This window comes from Streptomyces tubercidicus, from assembly GCF_027497495.1.
In the GTDB taxonomy this organism is placed as follows: Bacteria; Actinomycetota; Actinomycetes; order Streptomycetales; family Streptomycetaceae; genus Streptomyces; species Streptomyces tubercidicus.
Genome location: NZ_CP114205.1, coordinates 7,625,318 through 7,642,069, shown reverse-complemented (window position 1 = coordinate 7,642,069; position 16,752 = coordinate 7,625,318). Strand labels below are relative to the sequence as shown.

Genomic DNA, 16,752 nt, shown 5'->3' with positions numbered 1-16,752 from the left:
GGGGAGAGTTCATTCTCGACGGATGGTCCGCCCATAGTTCTCTCCAGGTCGTGCAGTTCAGTCCGCCGATTCCGCTGCTGGCCAACTTGCCCGCTCTTCGGGCAGGTTGCCGCGGCGGGTACCACCGGCCGACGGCGACCGAAATGGAAAACAGGGAATTCCCTGGCGGCCCACAAGTCTGCAAGGAGCCCATCCCATGGCGGTTCTGTGCAAACCTGCAATCGCGGTCCCGGAATACATCCTCACCCAAGAAGACACCCTCGAACTCGCGCGACGGCTGCACAAGGATCATTCGCAGCTGAGGCTGGTGCTCCGCCTGATCGAGCACACCGGCGTACGCAAACGGCATTTGATCCAGCCGATCGACAAGGTCCTCAAGCACCCCGGGCTCGACGCCCGCAGCGCGGTCTACGAGGAGGAGTCCAAGGCCCGGGTCCCCGCCGTGGTGAGTCAGGCACTCGACCAGGCCGAACTGGAGCCGGATCAGATCGACTTGATCGTCTATGTCTCCTGTACCGGCTTCATGATGCCGTCCCTGACGGCATGGCTCATCAATACGCTCGGCTTCCGCTCGGATACCCGGCAGATGCCGATAGCCCAACTCGGCTGTGCCGCAGGCGGCGCCGCGATCAACCGGGCGCATGACTTCTGCACCGCCTACCCGGACTCCAACGTCCTGATCGTCGCGTGTGAGTTCTGCTCACTGTGCTACCAGCCCACGGATCTGGGCGTGGGATCGCTGCTGTCGAACGGCCTGTTCGGCGACGCGGTCGCCGCCGCGGTGGTTCGCGGGAAGGGCGGCACCGGCGTCCGGCTGGAGCGCAACAGCTCCTATCTGATCCCGCACACCGAGGACTGGATCTCCTACGCGGTGCGGTCCACCGGATTCCACTTCCAGCTGGACAAGCGCGTGCCCGGCACCATGGAGCCGCTCGCCCCGGCGCTGCGCGCCATCGCGAAGGAGCACCAATGGGACGCGGGCGAGCTGGACTTCTACATCGTCCACGCGGGCGGTCCGCGCATCCTGGACGACCTGTGCCGCTTCCTTGAGGTGCCGCCCGAGGCGTTCCGCTTCAGCCGCGCCACGCTGACCGAGTACGGCAACATCGCCAGCGGTGTGGTGCTGGACGCCCTGGCGAGGATGTTCGACGAGGCGTCGGCCGTTGAAGGCCAGCGCGGTCTGCTGGCGGGTTTCGGTCCCGGCATCACCGCCGAGATGGCCCTCGGCACCTGGGCCTCGCCCCCTGTCGCGGCATGAGTGCGCCCGCGCGGTGCGCCCGGCGGATCACCGTCCGGGCGCACCGCGCGGGTGTCTGCGGTTTGCGCATACCGGACTTTTGCCTTGAATGGGAATATCTTGACAGGTGTGTCCGTGCGTTTTATGCAGATGAGTAGGCGGCTTGCTCCCCATATCAGCAGGTGAGGAGGCCCACGCGGGGCCGTTCCACGAGCGGACCGCAAGGTGAGGAGAAGACCATGGCGCGTGCAGTGGGTATTGACCTTGGTACGACGAACTCGGTGGTCAGTGTGCTGGAGGGCGGCGAGCCCACGGTGATCACCAATGCCGAGGGCGCCCGGACCACCCCGTCGGTCGTCGGCTTCGCCAAGGGCGGAGATGTGCTGGTGGGCGAGGTCGCCAAGCGGCAGGCCGTGACCAACGTCGACCGCACCGCGCGGTCCGTCAAGCGCCACATGGGCGATCCGCAGTGGCGCTTCCCGGAGAGCGGCGACATCGACGGCAAGCAGTACACCGCCCAGGAGATCTCCGCGCGGGTGCTGCAGAAGCTCAAGCGGGACGCCGAGGAATATCTGGGCGAGGACGTCACGGATGCCGTGGTCACCGTTCCGGCGTACTTCAATGACGCCCAGCGCACCGCGACCAAGGAGGCCGGTGAGATCGCCGGCCTGAAGGTGCTGCGGATCGTCAATGAGCCGACCGCGGCCGCCCTGGCCTACGGCCTGGACAAGGAGAACGACCAGACCATCCTGGTCTTCGACCTCGGCGGCGGCACCTTCGATGTCTCACTGCTGGAGATCGGTGACGGCGTCGTCGAGGTGAAGGCCACCAACGGCGATACCCACCTGGGCGGCGACGACTGGGACCAGCGGATCGTCGACTATCTGACCAAGCAGTTCAAGAACGCGTACGGCATCGATCTGTCCAAGGACAAGATGGCCACCCAGCGGCTGCGGGAGGCCGCCGAGAAGGCGAAGATCGAACTGTCCGCGGCGACCGAGACCACGATCAATCTGCCGTATTTGAGCGCGTCGGCCGACGGCCCGCTGCACCTGGACGAGAAACTCACCCGCTCCCAGTTCGAGCAGCTCACCTCGGACCTCCTGGAGCGGTGCAAGACGCCGTTCCACAACGCGGTGAACGACGCCGGGATCAAGGTCGCCGACATCAATCATGTGATCCTGGTCGGCGGCTCGACCCGGATGCCCGCGGTGACCGAGCTGGTCAAGGAGCTGACCGGCAAGGACCCGCACAAGGGCGTCAACCCGGACGAGGTCGTCGCCGTGGGTGCCGCCCTCCAGGCCGGTGTGCTCAAGGGTGAGGTCAAGGACGTCCTGCTGCTGGACGTGACCCCGCTGTCCCTCGGTATCGAGACCAAGGGCGGCGTGATGACCAAGCTGCTGGAGCGCAACACCACGATCCCGACCAAGCGCTCGGAGATCTTCACGACGGCCGAGGACAACCAGCCGTCCGTGCAGATCCAGGTCTACCAGGGCGAGCGCGAGATCGCGGCGTACAACAAGAAGCTCGGGATGTTCCAGCTGACCGGTCTGCCGCCGGCCCCCCGTGGCGTCCCGCAGATCGAGGTCTCCTTCGACATCGACGCCAACGGCATCATGCACGTCACGGCCAAGGACCTGGGCACCGGCAAGGAGCAGAAGATGACCGTCACCGGCGGCTCCTCGCTGCCGAAGGACGACATCGACCGGATGGTCCGCGACGCCGAACAGCACGCCGAGGAGGACCGCCGCAAGCGGGAGACCGCGGAGACCCGCAACCAGGCCGAGCAGCTCGTCTACCAGACCGAGAAGTTCCTCAAGGACAACGAGGACAAGATCCCCGGCGAGGTCCGGACCGAGGTCCAGGAAGCCGTCACCGAGGTCAAGGAAAAGCTCAAGGGCGAGGACACCGCGGAGATCCGCACCGCCAGCGAGAAGCTCGCGGCCGTCTCCCAGAAGATGGGCCAGGCCATGTACGCCGACACCCAGGGCGCGCAGGCCACCCCGGGAGCCGAGGGCGCGGCGGCCGGCGCGGGCGGCTCGGATGCCACCGCCGGTGAGCAGGACGATGTCGTCGACGCGGAGATCGTCGACGACGACAAGCAGGAGGGCAGCGCACGATGAACCGCCCGACCGACGTCCATGGCCCTCCCCACCCGCCGCTGGCCCTCGTGGGACACGGGTCGCCGAACAACCCGCCGGACGCGACCGACCCCCCGGAGGAGCGGACCAGGCAGCGCACCGGCAGGCCGTCCGGCCCTGGCGAGTCCGCCGGGCTGCCGGCGCCACCGGAGGCGGTGCTGCACGCCGAGCTGCGGGAGCGGACGGCCGACCTCCAGCGGCTGAAGGCCGAGTACGACAACTACCGCAAGCGGGTCCACCGCGACCGGCTGGCGGTCGGTGAGATCGCGGTGGCCAATGTGCTGAGCCGGTTGCTGCCGGTGCTCGACTCGCTCGCCGAGGCCACCGAGCGAGGCGAGGTGACCGGTGGTTTCCAGCGCATCGCCGAGGCGCTGGAAACCGAGCTGGGGACGCTGGGGCTGCAGTCCTTCGGCGCGGTGGGTGACCCGTTCGACCCGCTGATCCACGAGGCCATCACCTACACCCCCAGCGACGGGCTGGAGCAGGCCGTCTGCACCGAGGTGCTCCGGCTGGGATACCGGGTCGGCGACCGTCTGCTGCGTCCGGCACAGGTGGCTGTCGCGGGCGAGCCGCCGGCCGGCGCTGTTGTGGCCGGTTCCTGAATTCTCGTTCCGTACCCCGGAATTGGCCTGTCTTTTTTGTTTCGGCCGGCTTCTTGTGTTGCTGACGAGGGTTCCGCCGACGGGGGAATCATCTGTCTGTTGACCTGCGCTGACGCCTGCGCGTCGCCCCCTGCGCTGTGAGGCGGCGGCGGCCGTTGGTGCAGGGGAATTGCCGTCCCGTGTGGGCGACTACGCATACGTTCGAGTCGCAGGGGCACCCGATCCTCTACCGCCGGCAAAACGGCCTCCGTACTTCGACAGAAAGCCCTACGACGCACGACAGGCGGGATCATGGCGACCGAGGAAAGCACGGAACGCGAAAAAGCACACGGCGACGGACCGGAGCGGATCGCCGCCCCCACGGCAATGCACCACGCCTCCGGGCAACTTGCGCAGCTGCTCCAATGCGAGCCCGGTTCGGTGTCAGCACTCAAGCCCACCGATGACGGTTGGTTGGCGGACGTGGAAGTGGTGGAGATCGAAAGGGTGCCGGACACATCGAGTGTGATGGCTTCCTATCGTGTCTACCTCGATGAACAAGGCCAACTCGTGGGATACGAGCGGACCCGCCGCTACGGGCGGGGCCAGATCGACAGGTAGCCCGACAGGTGGAACGGCCGCCGCTCGGCAGGCGCCACGACATCGCACGGCCCCATGACCCGCTCCAGTCAACTGGAAGGGACGAACGACCGTGACTGCCATTCAGCAATCCAACGCCGCGACCAGCGGAAGTGGTTCGGGAAATCTCTACGATGTTCTTGAACTGATCCTCGACCGAGGGCTGGTAATCGACGCCTTTGTGCGGGTCTCCCTGGTCGGCATCGAAATCCTCAAGATCGATGTGCGCGTCGTCGTCGCGAGCGTCGACACCTATCTGCGCTTCGCCGAGGCATGCAACCGACTCGATCTGGAATCCGGCCGCAAGGCGCCGAACCAGCTCACCGATCTGGTCGGTGAGGCAACGGAAAGCGGCGCCAAAGGAAAGTCAAAGGGCGCGCTGACCGGCGCCGTCGAGGCCTTCAGCGAATCCCTGCAGAAGGGGCAGGAGGACTCCGCGGAAGAGGAAGAGCGTCCGGCACGTAAGTCGTCCGCGACCAGCAGCCGGCGCACCGCCCGCCGCCGGGAGGACTGAGCCATGGGAACGTACCTCTACGCCATCACCGCGGCCGGCCACCCCTTGCGGCTGTCCGGCCTCGACGGGGTCGGCGACCCCGCGGCCCAGCTGCGCACTGTCCGGACGAAGGACCTGTGCGCGGTGGTCAGTGACGCGCCGCCGGAGCTCCGGGCCAAGCGCCGCGATGTGGCGGCCCACCAGGGAGTTCAGGAATGTCTGCTGGCCGACGGCGCCGCTCTGCCGATGCGCTTCGGGCTGGTCGGCGCCGATGACGCACAGGTCGCCGCCGTCCTGGAGCAGGATCGCGACAGCTACCTCCGGCGGCTGGCCGAGGTCGACGGCTGTCGTGAGTACCACCTCAAGGTGGCGCGCGACGAGGACGATCTGCTGCGCGAGATCATGCGGGAGTCCGCCGAGGTACGGCGGCTCAACGACCGTACCCGGCGGAATCCCGGCGCGTACGACGACAGGATGGCGCTCGGCGAGCTGATCTCACAGGAGGTGCAGGCCCGCCAGGAACGCGACCGGTCGGACATCGTGGCCCGGCTCGCTCCGGCCGCGGTGCGCGCCGCGGACGCCGAGGCGACGAAGAGCCACTTCCTCAGTGTGTCCTTCCTCGTCGAGCGGGAGAAGGCCGCGGCCTTCTCGGAGGCGGTCCACGAAGAGGCCGGGCAGCGCGGCGACACCTACACCTTCAGCCTGCACGGCCCGCTGCCGCCGTACAGCTTCGTCTGACCTCCGAGAGGAGATCGGCCATGGGCCTGTTCACACAGCTGCTGACCCTGCCGTTGGCCCCGGTACGGGGCACGGCCTGGGTCCTGGACCAGGTGCTGCTCACCGCCGAGCGCGAGTACTACGACCCGGCGCCGGTCCGTGAGGAACTGGCCGCACTGGAACGGCAGTTGCTGGACGGCAGCATCGGTCCCGACGAGTTCGACGCCCGCGAGGACGAACTCCTGGACCGGCTGGAATGGCTGGAGGCCCACCAACCACGACTACGTACCGACTCCTGATCAGGGGAGATTGAGGTGTACGACGGATGATGACCAACGCCAAGATAGGTGTGGCCCTTGTCGGGGGCTACCTCCTGGGGCGCACGAAGAAAGCGAAGATGGCCATCGGCCTGGGCCTGTTTCTGGCCGGCAAGAAGCTGAATCTGGATCCGAAGCAGTGGGGCGCACTGGTCGCCAACTCGCCGGTGCTGGGGCCGCTCAACGACCAGGTGCGCAGTGAACTCGTGGACGCCACCAAGGCAGCGGCCGGTACCGCGCTCAGCCAGCGGATGTCCGGCCTCGCCGATTCGCTGCATGAGCGGACTGCGGCCCTTGACGAAGGCCGGGATGTGGTTGGCGAGGTGATGCGGGACTCGGAGGACGGGCGTCCTGCGGCGGACGACGAGGTAGCGGACGAGGAGACGGCAGAGGATCAGGCGGCGGACGATGAGGCGGCGGCCACGAAGTCGTCGGCTCGGTCGTCCGACGCTTCGGCGAAGAAGGCGGACAGCGACCGCCGGTCCGCTCCCGCGCGACGCTCGTCAGCAAGCGCCTCGGGGCCAGCGCGGACGGCCGGAAAGGCCGCGAGGACGTCGTCCGGAAAGGCCGCGGCCGCCGCGTCCCGCGAGCGCCCGGCCACCTCCTCGGGGCGGAAGGCCGCCTCCGGGGCCCGTAAGAAGGCGTCCGGTGCGGCGCGCACCGCCGCCGACCGTGGAGGCCGCAATGGCTGAGACCACTTTCAGCAAGGTGAAGGACGAGGTGACCAAGAGCCCGGCGGCCGAGCAGCTCAAGGAGGAGTTGCAGCGCTACCTCCAGGCACGGGCCGAGCACGCCGTCACCAGCCTCGGCCACAAGCTGGGCGAAAGCGTCGGCAAGCTCGCCGAACCCGGCCGGGGCGCCAGGGGTTTGGTGGACAGCCTGGCGAAGGGCGGTGCGGCTCTCGGTGCGGGCACGTCGCCGCAGCGGGCGGCGCTGGCCGTCGGCGCTTCCCACCTCAAGGACACCGTCAAGGACAAGGTCAAGGGGCTGTTCGGCAAGGGCCGCAAGGGCGGCGGCGGGAAGTCCAAGAGCGTGACCATCGTCGAGGACATCGATGTGGGCGTTCCCGTACGCGAGGCATACGACCAGTGGACGCAGTTCCAGGAGTTCAGCACCTTCGCCAAGGGAGTCGTCAGCGTCGAGAAATCCGACGACACCACCAGCAACTGGAAGGTGAAGGTCGCCAAATCCACCCGCAGTTGGCGGGCGAATGTCACCGAGCAGGTCCCCGACGAGCGCATCACCTGGACCACCGAGGGCGCGAAGGGCACGGTCAAGGGCGTGGTGACCTTCCACCGTCTCGCCGACAACCTGACGCGGGTGCTGCTGGTTCTGGAGTACTTCCCCAAGGGGCTGTTCGAGAGGACCGGCAACATCTGGCGCGCCCAGGGCCGCCGGGCCCGGCTGGACCTCAAGCTCTACCGCAAATTCATCATGCTGCGCGGAGAGGCCACCGACGGCTGGCGGGGCGAGATCCAGGACGGCGAGGTGGTGGTCGAGCACGCCGATGCCATCGAGGCCGAGGAAGACACGGAAGACGTAGCAGACGCGGAATTCGACGACGCCCTCGGGGATCCGGCCGCCGAGGACGACGACCTCGACGAACCGGCAGATGAGGACGACGATCTCGACGAGCCCCTCGACGAAGACGACAACGTCACCGCGGACGTCGACCAGGACGCGGAAGACGACGACCGGGACGCATACGACGAGGACGAGGCGCCCTCGCCCGCCCGGGACCGCCGTACGGCCGCCGCCCGCTGACCCGTCCCGACCGCACAGACGAGGCTGATCATGTCCGATTCACTGGCCGCCCGTATGGGGCCGTCCGCCGGTCCGTCCCCGTACGGCCGGCAAGGGTCCTCCGCCAACCTGGCCGACATCCTGGAACGCGTCCTCGACAAGGGCGTGGTGATCGCGGGCGACATCCAGATCAATCTGCTCGACATCGAGCTGCTGACCATCAAGCTCCGGCTGCTCGTCGCCTCCGTCGACAAGGCCAAGGAGATGGGCATCGACTGGTGGGAGCACGACCCCTCGCTCTCGTCCCGGGCCCGCCCACCGCAGCAGGTGCCCACCGGGCACCCGGTCAAGACCGACCGCGGCAGCGACCCGCTGGCCGAGGAGAACCGGCAGCTGCGCGCCGAGCTGGCCGAGCTGCGGGCGGCGATCGGCTCGCCCCGGAGCGCCGACGGGCACCCGACGGACCACGAGGAGGAGCAGTGACCAGCCACCTTCAGGGAGCCGCCTCCCCGGGCCAGCCGCGCCGCCTTTCGACCGAACAGCGGGAGTCCGACCACTCCTGGAGTTCGTATGTCTACGCCATCGGCCGGGCGGGCACCGATCTCGACGCGATAGCTCCCCGGCTCACCGGGCTGCGGGACGGGCGCGTGCGGACGGTTGCCGCCGACGGCCTTGCGGCGCTCGTCTCCTCGGTCCCGGCGGGCGCCTTCAGCGCAGAGGGCATGAAGGCGCAGCTGGAGAACCTGACCGAGCTGGAGCAGATCGCACGTACCCACCACACGGTGGTGGAGGCTGCCCACACCGGCGCGACAGTGCTCCCCATGCGGCTCGCCACGGTGTATCTGGACGACGCCCGGGTGCGGGCGATGCTGCGGGAGCGCGGTGCGGAGTTCGACGCGCTGCTCTCCCGGCTCGAAGGCCATGCCGAGCTGGGGGTGAAGGTGTACGCGGACCCGCGCGCCGCCGCCGCGGACCCGCCCCCCGCCGCCGAGGGCCCGGACCGCGCCGCTCCCCCGGTCAGCCCCGGCCGGGCCTACTTGCAGCAGCGCCGGGCCCAACGCCAAACACAGCGCGATGCCTACCGCGCGGCGGGCGCCCTCGCCGACGAGGTACGGGGGCGGGCGACCGGCCTTGCCCGGGACCGGGTCACCCACCGCCCGCAGCAGGGCGAACTGGCCGCCGGCGCGGGCGAGAACATCGCCAATGAGGCCTATCTGGTCCCTGTGGACCGCCTCCGGGAATTCCACCGGGCGCTGGCGGGGCTGGCCGACGGTCTCCCCGGCGTACGCATCGAGGTCACCGGGCCATGGGCCCCGTACTCCTTCGCGACGCCGCCCGCGGAAAGCCGCAGTGCGTGATGGCGGACCCCTCGGCCCCCTCGGACCCCTTTCCGGAAGAGTCTCTCGCTGGGCGGCAGATCGCGCTCATCGACCTCTTGGACCGTCTGCTGAACGGCGGGGCGGTGCTCACCGGCGATGTGGTGCTGTCGATCGCCGATGTGGACCTGGTGCACATCAATCTCCGGGCTGTCATTCGCTCGATCACACCGGACGGTCCGGCGCCGTGGTGAGACGCCGCCAGGGTGCTCCCACTCCCCACTACTCCCCACTCCCCACTCCCCACTCCCCCACGAGAATCCCGCTATCGCCTCTCCCACCCATGACGAGGGATGCCCCCATGACCGAGGAACCGTCTGCCCCCTTCGCGGAGGTCGCGCAGGCCGCGGCTCGGGCCTTTGACCTGGCGCCGGCCCCGTCCGACGAGCCGCCACAGGGGCAGGGCAGCGCGCTCGCCCAGCGGCTGCGGACCGATCCGGAGACGGTGGAGCGCGATCTCATCAAGCTGGTGCTGACGATCGTGGAGCTCTTGCGGCAGCTCATGGAGCGGACCGCTGTGCACCGCGTCGATCAGGGCGATCTGAGCGAGGAGCAGGAAGAGCGGGTCGGGCTGACGCTGATGATTCTGCAGGACCGGATGGCGGAGCTCTGTGAGCGCTACGGGCTCACGATGCAGGACCTCAACCTCGATCTCGGTCCGCTGGGGTCGCTGCTGCCTCGTGATGACGCCGCCTGAACCGCGGTCCCTGGCGGTCCGCTGCCACCGTCCGCCGCACGGGCATTGCAACTGACGGTCCGTCACCCTACCCTTCCGGCACACCCCCACCGCACCGGGGCGCTCGTACGGTCTCACCCCTACGATCCGTGCGCGGTGCAACGGGGCGGCGCGCCGCGTGCCGGAAGGACAGCCATGTCCGACGACAGCGCTCGCAGATCCTCCCTCACCCGCCGTACGTTACTGACCGGAGCTGCCGCCGCGGGGATGGCGGCGGCAGCCGGGCTACAGCCCGCGCATCGCATCCCCGCGGGCAGCGCCGCGGCCACGCTCACCCCTCCCCCCGACTTCCCCGCGGGGATTCCGCTCGCCCAACAGGCGTTCAGGAATTGGTCGCTGGAGATCGTCGTCGAGGGCGTCTGGACGGCGTCCGCCCGTACGCCCGACGATGTGGTCACCCTCGCCAACTGGGCTCATCAGCACGGCTACCGGCTCCGGGCGCGGGGCAAGGGCCACACCTGGTCTCCGCTGGTGGTGCCCGCCGGTGCGGACACCAACCGTACGGTCATCGTCGACACCACCTCCCACCTCACCGCGGTCAGTGTGCAGGGCGGCAATCCGGGGAGCGTCACCGCACAGGCGGGGGCGACCCTCGACCGGATCCTGGCCCGCCTGGAGGAGTCGGGGCTCGGCCTCGCCACCACTACGGCGCCGGGTGACCTCACCATCGGTGGGGTGCTGGCCATCGGCGGCCATGGCACCGGGGTGCCCACCGCCACCGAAAACCCGCCCGCCGGCTCCGGTTTCGGCACCCTGAGCTCTCTGGTCACCTCACTCACCGCCGTGGTCTGGAGCGCGACGGACGGCCGCTATGTGCTGAAGACGTTCACCCGCTCCGACTCGGACATCCGGGCCTTCCTCGTCCATCTGGGCCGCGCGTTCGTCACCGAGGTGACGATGACCGCCGCGGCCAACACCCGGCTGCGCTGCCAGAATTGGTACGACGTGAACGTGGCCACCGTCTTCGGTCCCCCCGGTACGGGCGGACGCACGATCAGCTCCTACCTGGACCGCACCGGACGCATCGAGGCGATCTGGTTCCCGTTCACCGATGTGCCCTGGCTGAAGGTGTGGAGCGTGGCGCCCAATAAGCCGCTGCTCGCCCGGCAGATCGACACCCCGTACGCCTATACCTTCGCCAACCGGGTCACCGAGGAGATGTCGCGGCTGCTCGGGGAGATCGCCTCGGGCGGGGGCGACAAGACGCCTGTCTTCACCAAGCTGGCGATGTCCATCGTCGGCTCGGGGCTGATCGTCACCGGCACCTGGGATGTCTGGGGCTGGTCGAAGAACGCCCTGCTGTATGTCGAACCCACGACCCTGCGGATCGTCGAAGCGGGGTGGGCGGTGCTGACGTCCCGGGCGAATGTGCAGCGGGTGGTGGGTGACTTCTACTCCCGCTATCAGCAGGTGCTCACGGCTCACCAGGCTCGCGGCTCCTATCCGGTCAACGGCCCGATCGAACTGCGGATCACCGGTACGGATCCGCTCGACGGTCCCCTGCTGTCGCCGGCCCGTGCCCGTCCGGACCATCCCGAGTGGGACACGGTGGTGTGGCTCGACTTCGCGACCTATCCGGGTACGCCGGGTGCGGCCCCGTTCTTCCGTGAGCTGGAGCAGTGGATCTGGCAGACCTACACCGGGTCGTATGCGTCCGTACGGCCCGAGTGGTCCAAAGGCTGGGCCTATACGGACAGCGGCGCGTGGCGGGACCCGGCGACCCTGGGCGGCAGCGTGCCGGCCGCGTTCGACGGGTGGCGCACCGCCCGGGACATCCTCAACTCCTATGACCCGGCGAGGGTGTTCTCCAATTCCTTCCTGGACGCTCTGCTGCCCTGAGACACCTCCCCCAAGGGGGGCGCGCGGAATTTCCGCGCGCCCCCCTTTGCAAATCACCCGAAACGTGCGCCACACCCGTAACAACCGCAGGAAACAACCGGCTAAGCGGTCATCGCCAGGATGGCGCGAATTATGTGTCCGACGCCCTGAGCGCTTTCCTGAATCCGACCCCTTCGTGTGTGAAGTTCCTACGACCGCGCCGCCCGCCGAACGCGGGCCGATCCGCCGTGTGTGCGCCGCCCGTGCACCGGCCTGCGGGTCCACCGGGGCTCACCGGCCGGCCCGCGCATTGTGGAGTCCGGCCATCCCGAGCGGCAATGAACGACGCAGCACCCGGGCACGATGACGCGTTTTCCAGTCAGATCCAGCGAAAATCCATCTGGCGGGAATGACAGCCGTGACAATTCAGCAGGGCAGCGCTCGGGGCTGAAAGTGTGTGCTGCGGCAGAGGCTCCGCGGGTAACTGTCGCCACATCGCCCGTTGTTCCCCGCACGCTGTCCGACGACGGGGGCAGACAGCAGAAGCAAAAACGAAGGGACGAACGTGATCCGGGTCTTGGTGGTGCACGAAACGCGGCTGCTGCGCTCGGCGCTCACCGCGCTGTTGCGCGACGAGGAGGGTATCGACGCGGTCGCCGCCTGCTGGAGAAGTGCCCCCGGGCGAGCCCGTTCCTTCCGGCCGCAGGTGTGCGTCGTCGATGTCGACTGCGTGGGCTCGGTGTCCTCGGTGGACCCTCCCGGCGGCCCGGGATGTGCCCTGCTGGTCCTGGCCAGCGCCTGCCGGCCCGGCACCCTGCGCCGGGCCATCGCCGCCCGCGCACGGGGCTTCGTGGACAAGGACGCGCCACCGGCCCGGCTGCTGCACGCGATAACCCTGGTGGCCGCCGGGAAGCGCTATGTCGACCATTCACTCAGCCCGGATTTCCTGGAGGCCGCCGAGATGCCGCTGACCCCGCGTGAGTTAAGTGTGCTGTCGCTCGCCGCGGGCGGCGCCTCCGTCTCCGAGATCGCCCGTGAGCTGCATCTGAGCAGTGGGACGGTGCGCAACTACATGGCGGCGATCAACCGCAAGACCGGCGCCCGCAACCGGGTGGACGCCATACGGATATCGCAGGGGGCGGGCTGGGTCTGACGCCCGGCTTGGGGGCCGTTGCCTCGGGGGGCCGATGCCTCGGGGTGCCGTCGCCTGAGGTCCGTAAAAGTCCCGTGATCAGCTCAGAGAGCGGGACTTCACGGAGAGGTGTTCGCCGTGCTCGGGGGCGTCCGGCTGCCAGCTGCCCGCCAAGTCCCGGTAGAGGGGCGAGCGTTCGAGCAGCTCTTCATGGGTGCCGCAGGTGGCGCGGGTGCCGTCGAGCACCAGAATGCGGTCGGCCCGGCGGGCCGAGGTGATCCGGTGGGCCACGACGATCAGCGTGCCGGGGCGCTCCGCGAAGGCGCGCTCGGCCCGCATTTCCGCCGCCGGATCGAGGTGGCAGGTCGCCTCGTCGAGCAGGACGAGGGGCGCGGGTGACAGATAGGCCCGCCCCAGTGCGATCAGCTGGCGCTCGCCCTGGGACAGGGCGCCGGGGTCGAGCGGTGCGTCGAAGCCGCCCAGCCGGGACACCAGCGGGTCCAGGCCGACGGCGTCCGACGCCGCCTCCAGTGCGGGCGTGGGGGCGCCGTCCGGGCACAGATACAGCAGGTTCTCGCGCAGGGTTCCGGAGAAGACGTATGCCTGTTGCGGGATCAGCACCCGCAGCTGGGACGGGTCGGTTCCGGAGCGGGTATGGACCGGTCGGCCGGACACGCTTATCTCGCCCCGGCCGGGTGCGAGCATCCCGGCGATGAGAGCCGTCAGGGTCGACTTTCCGATGCCGCTCGGCCCCACCACGACGAGGTGTTCGCCCGGTTCGACGGACAGATCGAGGTCGTGCAGGACGGGCTGGGCGGCGGGCCCGTAGGCGAAGGTCACCTCGCGCAGTTCGACGCGGGGGCCGCCGGGCGGGGCGGGGATCCGGGGCGCGGGCTCCTGCGCGGTGAGCGGCGGGGGCGCGGTGTCGGGTTCCGGAGCGGGTCCCGGGCCGGTGGTGAGCCGGTCCAGGACCACGAGCAGCCTGGTGCCGGCCGAGCCCAGCGCGTTCATCAGGGTGTGCAGTGCGGGCAGCAGGGACTGGGTCAGATAGGCCAGCGCGCCCAGCACGGCGCCGGGGGTGAGCCCTTGCCGCAGCAGCCAGGGCGCGGTGACCAGCAGCAGCAGGATCGGCAGCTGGCCGGCCAGGCCGAGCGCGAGACAGCGAACGGCGGCCCAGCCCGCCAACTGCCGTGCCGCACGGGCCTCGTCCTCGATCACGCCGTACGCCCGCTGCGCGGTCCGCTGCTGCGCACCGCAGGCCACCACATCGCGCAGCCCCTCGGCGACGGCACCGAACTGGGTGGACAGATCCTCGTCGGCCTGCAGAAAGGCGCGCTGGCGGGCCGCCATCGGCCGCAGGGTGGCCAGGAAGAGCAGCAGTCCGGCCGCGAGCGGAGGCACCACGATCAGCAGCAACTCGGGTGCCAGGGACAGTAGTCCGAGCACCGCTCCGGCCGCGGTGAACACGAAGGAGCGGGCGACCAGGACCAGTCCGGCGAAGCTGTCCCGGGCGATCTCGGTCTGGTTGGTCAGCCGGGAGACCACGGCGCTGTCCGCCGCACGGGCCGGGTGGGACACCGCTTGCGTCAGCGACCGTGACACCACCTGGCGTACCAGGCCGTCGCGCAGCGGTTCGACGAGGCCGGCGAGCCCTCGGAAGACCCCTCGGCCGGCCAGCCCGCCGACGACGACGGCCAGTGCGGTGACGCCCAGCCAGGCCAGCCCGACACCGGTGTGGCCGGCCAGAAAGCCCTGGTCCAGGGCCTTTGCCAGGCCGTAGCCGCCGAGGAAGGTGTGGGCGGATTCCAGCAGTGACCAGCCGGCCAGCAGCAGCAGTACGCGGATCCGGCGGCGGAGGAAGCGCCGCGCCTTGGGCAGCAGTCGTGCGGTCGGTGTCGTCGCTTTGGTCGCTGTCGTTGCTGTCGTTGCTGTCGTTGCTGTCGTCATGAGGCGGCCCGGGTGGTGTCCTGGTCGGTGCGGGTGTCCTCGTCGGCCTGGGTCTCCTCGTCGTCGGTGTGGGCGAAGACCGCACGGTAGTCGGCCTCCGCCCAGAGCCGGTCGTGCGGGGCGACGGCGCGGAGGCGGCCGTTCTCCAGCCATGCGACGAGGTCGGCGCGGGCGGCGGAGGAGACGCGATGGGCGATCAGGAGTCTGCTGCCGGTCCGTACGTCATGGACCAGGGCCCGGCGGACATGGAGTTCGGTCACGCTGTCCAGGCTGGAGGTGGCATCGTCCAGGACGAGCAGCCGGCCGGCGTGGGCGAACGCCCGTGCCAGGCCGAGGCGTTGGACCTCCCCGCCGGACAGCGGCGCGTCGGCCAGCGGCGTGGCGTATCCGTCCGGGAGGAGCCGGACGAAGGGGTCCGCACCGGCCGCGCGGGCGGCGGCCTCGATCGCCTGGGCCGGGGGCTCGTACGGGCCGAAGCCGATGGCGGCCCCTGCCGTCCGGCCGAACAGGGCGGGGCGTTCGAAGGCGTAGCCGATCTCGCGGCGCAGTTGTGCGGGGTCGGCCTCGTCGAGGGGTATTCCGTCCAGCAGCACCTGTCCGCTGTCGGGATCGGTGAGCCGGCCCGCGACGGCGGCGAGCAGCGATTTGCCCGCCCCCGAGTGGCCGACGACCGCCATGGTCGTGCCGCCGGGCACCACGAGGTCGATGTCCCGCAGCGCGGGGGCGCCACCGCGGAGGACGGTGACGGCGCGCAGTTCGAGCCGGCCGGGGCCGTCGGCCGGCAGCGGGCGCGCGCCCTGCGGCGCCGTGGGCAGGGTCAGGAGTTCGCCGGTGCGGTGGGCCGCGGCGCGGCTGCGCACGAGGGAGTTGAGCTGTCCGACCACCCCGCCCAGCCCGGCGGTCAGGGCGGCGTACCGGGAGGCGGCCAGCAGCTCACCGACGGACAGGCTGCCGTACGCCAGCCGGATGCCGCCGACGGCGAGGACGGCGGTGGTCAGCAGCGGCACCAGGATGCCGCTGCTGACCACCGCGCGTCCGTAGATCTGCCACATCTGCCGTCCCTGCGCGCCCAGTTCGGGGAGCGGGGCGAGGACCCGGTCCCGCTCGCGCCCCGCCGTTCCCGCCGCGGCGATGGTCCGGGCGCCGCCGAGCGCCTCGACGAGGCGGGTCGCGATATCCGCCTGGGTGCGTTGATAGCGCCGGACGCTGTCGGAGGAGCCGCGGGCGAAGGTGCGCAGCAGCCGGGTCAGCAGCGGCAGCCCGGCGAGAAACACGGCGGCCAGCCAGATGTCGGTGAGCGCCAGGGCGATCAGGGCGCCGACCGGGGTGATGACGGCGGCGAGGCCGGTGGCAGCGGCGGTGGGTGCGGTCCCGGCGTCGGCGGCGTTGCCGGTGAGGCGGGTCACCAGGTCGCCGGGGGTGAAGCGGTCGGCGACCCGGTGCGGGGCGAGGGACAGCAGATGGCCGATACCGCTCCGGCGGAGCCAGGCGGTGCTGCGAGCGGTGAGGACGCCGCCGGTCAGCGCGACCAGCGCGTCGAGCAGGACTTCCGCGACCAGCAGTACGGCGCAGAGGACGAGGGCCCGATGGAGGCCCGGACGGGCGCCGAGCACGAGGTCGAGGGTGTGGCCGAGTACGGCGGGCAGTGCGACGGCGGCACCCGCGGAGGCCACGCTGAAGAGGCAGACGGCGAGGGTGCGTACGGGGCTGTGCCGGAAGGCGCCGGTCAGGACGGAGCGGACGGCGGAGTCCGGCCCGCGCCGGGCGGCCGGTGGGGGCTGGGGCGAGGAGGGCCCGGGGGTGCGGGGCATACGGGTGGGGACCTCGCCTCCGAGGGTCGGATACGGGCGGCAGCGGCAGGCCCCGGGCGGTGTG

The 16,752-nt window shown here is 70.1% G+C and carries 17 protein-coding genes; 15 read left to right on the top strand and 2 right to left on the bottom strand.

Going from position 1 to position 16,752, the window contains the following annotated elements:
* Positions 1-196 precede the first annotated feature (196 nt).
* The 15 genes from STRTU_RS33465 (at position 197) to STRTU_RS33395 (ending at position 12,951) form a co-directional block, all read left to right on the top strand.
* The gene (locus STRTU_RS33465; RefSeq protein ID WP_159748865.1) at positions 197-1,258 is read left to right on the top strand and encodes a type III polyketide synthase; all 1,062 of its coding nucleotides are present in this window, start codon (positions 197-199) and stop codon (positions 1,256-1,258) included.
* A 218-nt stretch (positions 1,259-1,476) separates the two neighbouring features.
* On the top strand, positions 1,477-3,360 hold the full coding sequence (gene dnaK, locus STRTU_RS33460) for a molecular chaperone DnaK (RefSeq protein WP_159748863.1): 1,884 nt from the start codon (positions 1,477-1,479) through the stop codon (positions 3,358-3,360).
* Complete coding sequence (gene grpE / locus STRTU_RS33455; protein ID WP_159748861.1) at positions 3,357-3,980, top strand: nucleotide exchange factor GrpE; 624 nt, start codon at positions 3,357-3,359, stop codon at positions 3,978-3,980. The genes dnaK and grpE overlap by 4 nt, the downstream gene beginning before the upstream one ends.
* 291 nt (positions 3,981-4,271) lie before the next feature.
* Positions 4,272-4,580, top strand: coding sequence for a gas vesicle protein GvpO (locus tag STRTU_RS33450; RefSeq protein ID WP_159748859.1), 309 nt, complete (start codon positions 4,272-4,274; stop codon positions 4,578-4,580).
* A gap of 91 nt (positions 4,581-4,671) precedes the next feature.
* Positions 4,672-5,112, top strand: coding sequence for a gas vesicle structural protein GvpA (locus STRTU_RS33445; RefSeq protein ID WP_159748857.1), 441 nt, complete (start codon positions 4,672-4,674; stop codon positions 5,110-5,112).
* 3 nt (positions 5,113-5,115) lie between these two features.
* On the top strand, positions 5,116-5,829 hold the full coding sequence (locus tag STRTU_RS33440; RefSeq protein ID WP_159748855.1) for a GvpL/GvpF family gas vesicle protein: 714 nt from the start codon (positions 5,116-5,118) through the stop codon (positions 5,827-5,829).
* A gap of 20 nt (positions 5,830-5,849) precedes the next feature.
* Complete coding sequence (locus STRTU_RS33435; RefSeq protein ID WP_159748853.1) at positions 5,850-6,107, top strand: gas vesicle protein GvpG; 258 nt, start codon at positions 5,850-5,852, stop codon at positions 6,105-6,107.
* A gap of 26 nt (positions 6,108-6,133) precedes the next feature.
* Positions 6,134-6,817, top strand: coding sequence for a hypothetical protein (locus STRTU_RS33430; RefSeq protein WP_269777418.1), 684 nt, complete (start codon positions 6,134-6,136; stop codon positions 6,815-6,817).
* The gene (locus STRTU_RS33425; protein ID WP_159748849.1) at positions 6,810-7,889 is read left to right on the top strand and encodes an SRPBCC family protein; all 1,080 of its coding nucleotides are present in this window, start codon (positions 6,810-6,812) and stop codon (positions 7,887-7,889) included. The genes STRTU_RS33430 and STRTU_RS33425 overlap by 8 nt, the downstream gene beginning before the upstream one ends.
* A gap of 30 nt (positions 7,890-7,919) precedes the next feature.
* Positions 7,920-8,351 (top strand): gas vesicle protein, encoded by a 432-nt coding sequence (gvpJ, locus tag STRTU_RS33420; RefSeq protein WP_159748847.1) that lies wholly within the window; start codon positions 7,920-7,922, stop codon positions 8,349-8,351.
* Entirely contained in the window at positions 8,348-9,226 is an 879-nt protein-coding gene (locus tag STRTU_RS33415) for a GvpL/GvpF family gas vesicle protein (RefSeq protein WP_159748845.1), read from the top strand. Before gvpJ ends, STRTU_RS33415 begins: the two co-directional genes overlap by 4 nt.
* Positions 9,226-9,438, top strand: coding sequence for a gas vesicle protein (locus STRTU_RS33410; protein ID WP_159748843.1), 213 nt, complete (start codon positions 9,226-9,228; stop codon positions 9,436-9,438). The genes STRTU_RS33415 and STRTU_RS33410 overlap by 1 nt, the downstream gene beginning before the upstream one ends.
* A 107-nt stretch (positions 9,439-9,545) precedes the next feature.
* Positions 9,546-9,941, top strand: coding sequence for a gas vesicle protein K (locus tag STRTU_RS33405; protein WP_159748841.1), 396 nt, complete (start codon positions 9,546-9,548; stop codon positions 9,939-9,941).
* A 174-nt stretch (positions 9,942-10,115) separates the two neighbouring features.
* Positions 10,116-11,819, top strand: coding sequence for a cholesterol oxidase substrate-binding domain-containing protein (locus STRTU_RS33400; RefSeq protein ID WP_159748839.1), 1,704 nt, complete (start codon positions 10,116-10,118; stop codon positions 11,817-11,819).
* A gap of 544 nt (positions 11,820-12,363) precedes the next feature.
* Positions 12,364-12,951 (top strand): response regulator transcription factor, encoded by a 588-nt coding sequence (locus STRTU_RS33395; RefSeq protein ID WP_159748837.1) that lies wholly within the window; start codon positions 12,364-12,366, stop codon positions 12,949-12,951.
* A 78-nt stretch (positions 12,952-13,029) separates the two neighbouring features.
* Here STRTU_RS33395 and STRTU_RS33390 read toward each other — a convergent pair whose 3' ends face one another.
* Positions 13,030-14,877: an ABC transporter ATP-binding protein gene (locus tag STRTU_RS33390; RefSeq protein WP_159748835.1), complete on the bottom strand. Its 1,848-nt coding sequence runs from the start codon at positions 14,875-14,877 to the stop codon at positions 13,030-13,032.
* Complete coding sequence (locus STRTU_RS33385; RefSeq protein WP_159748833.1) at positions 14,874-16,688, bottom strand: ABC transporter ATP-binding protein; 1,815 nt, start codon at positions 16,686-16,688, stop codon at positions 14,874-14,876. Before STRTU_RS33385 ends, STRTU_RS33390 begins: the two co-directional genes overlap by 4 nt.
* Positions 16,689-16,752 lie beyond the last annotated feature (64 nt).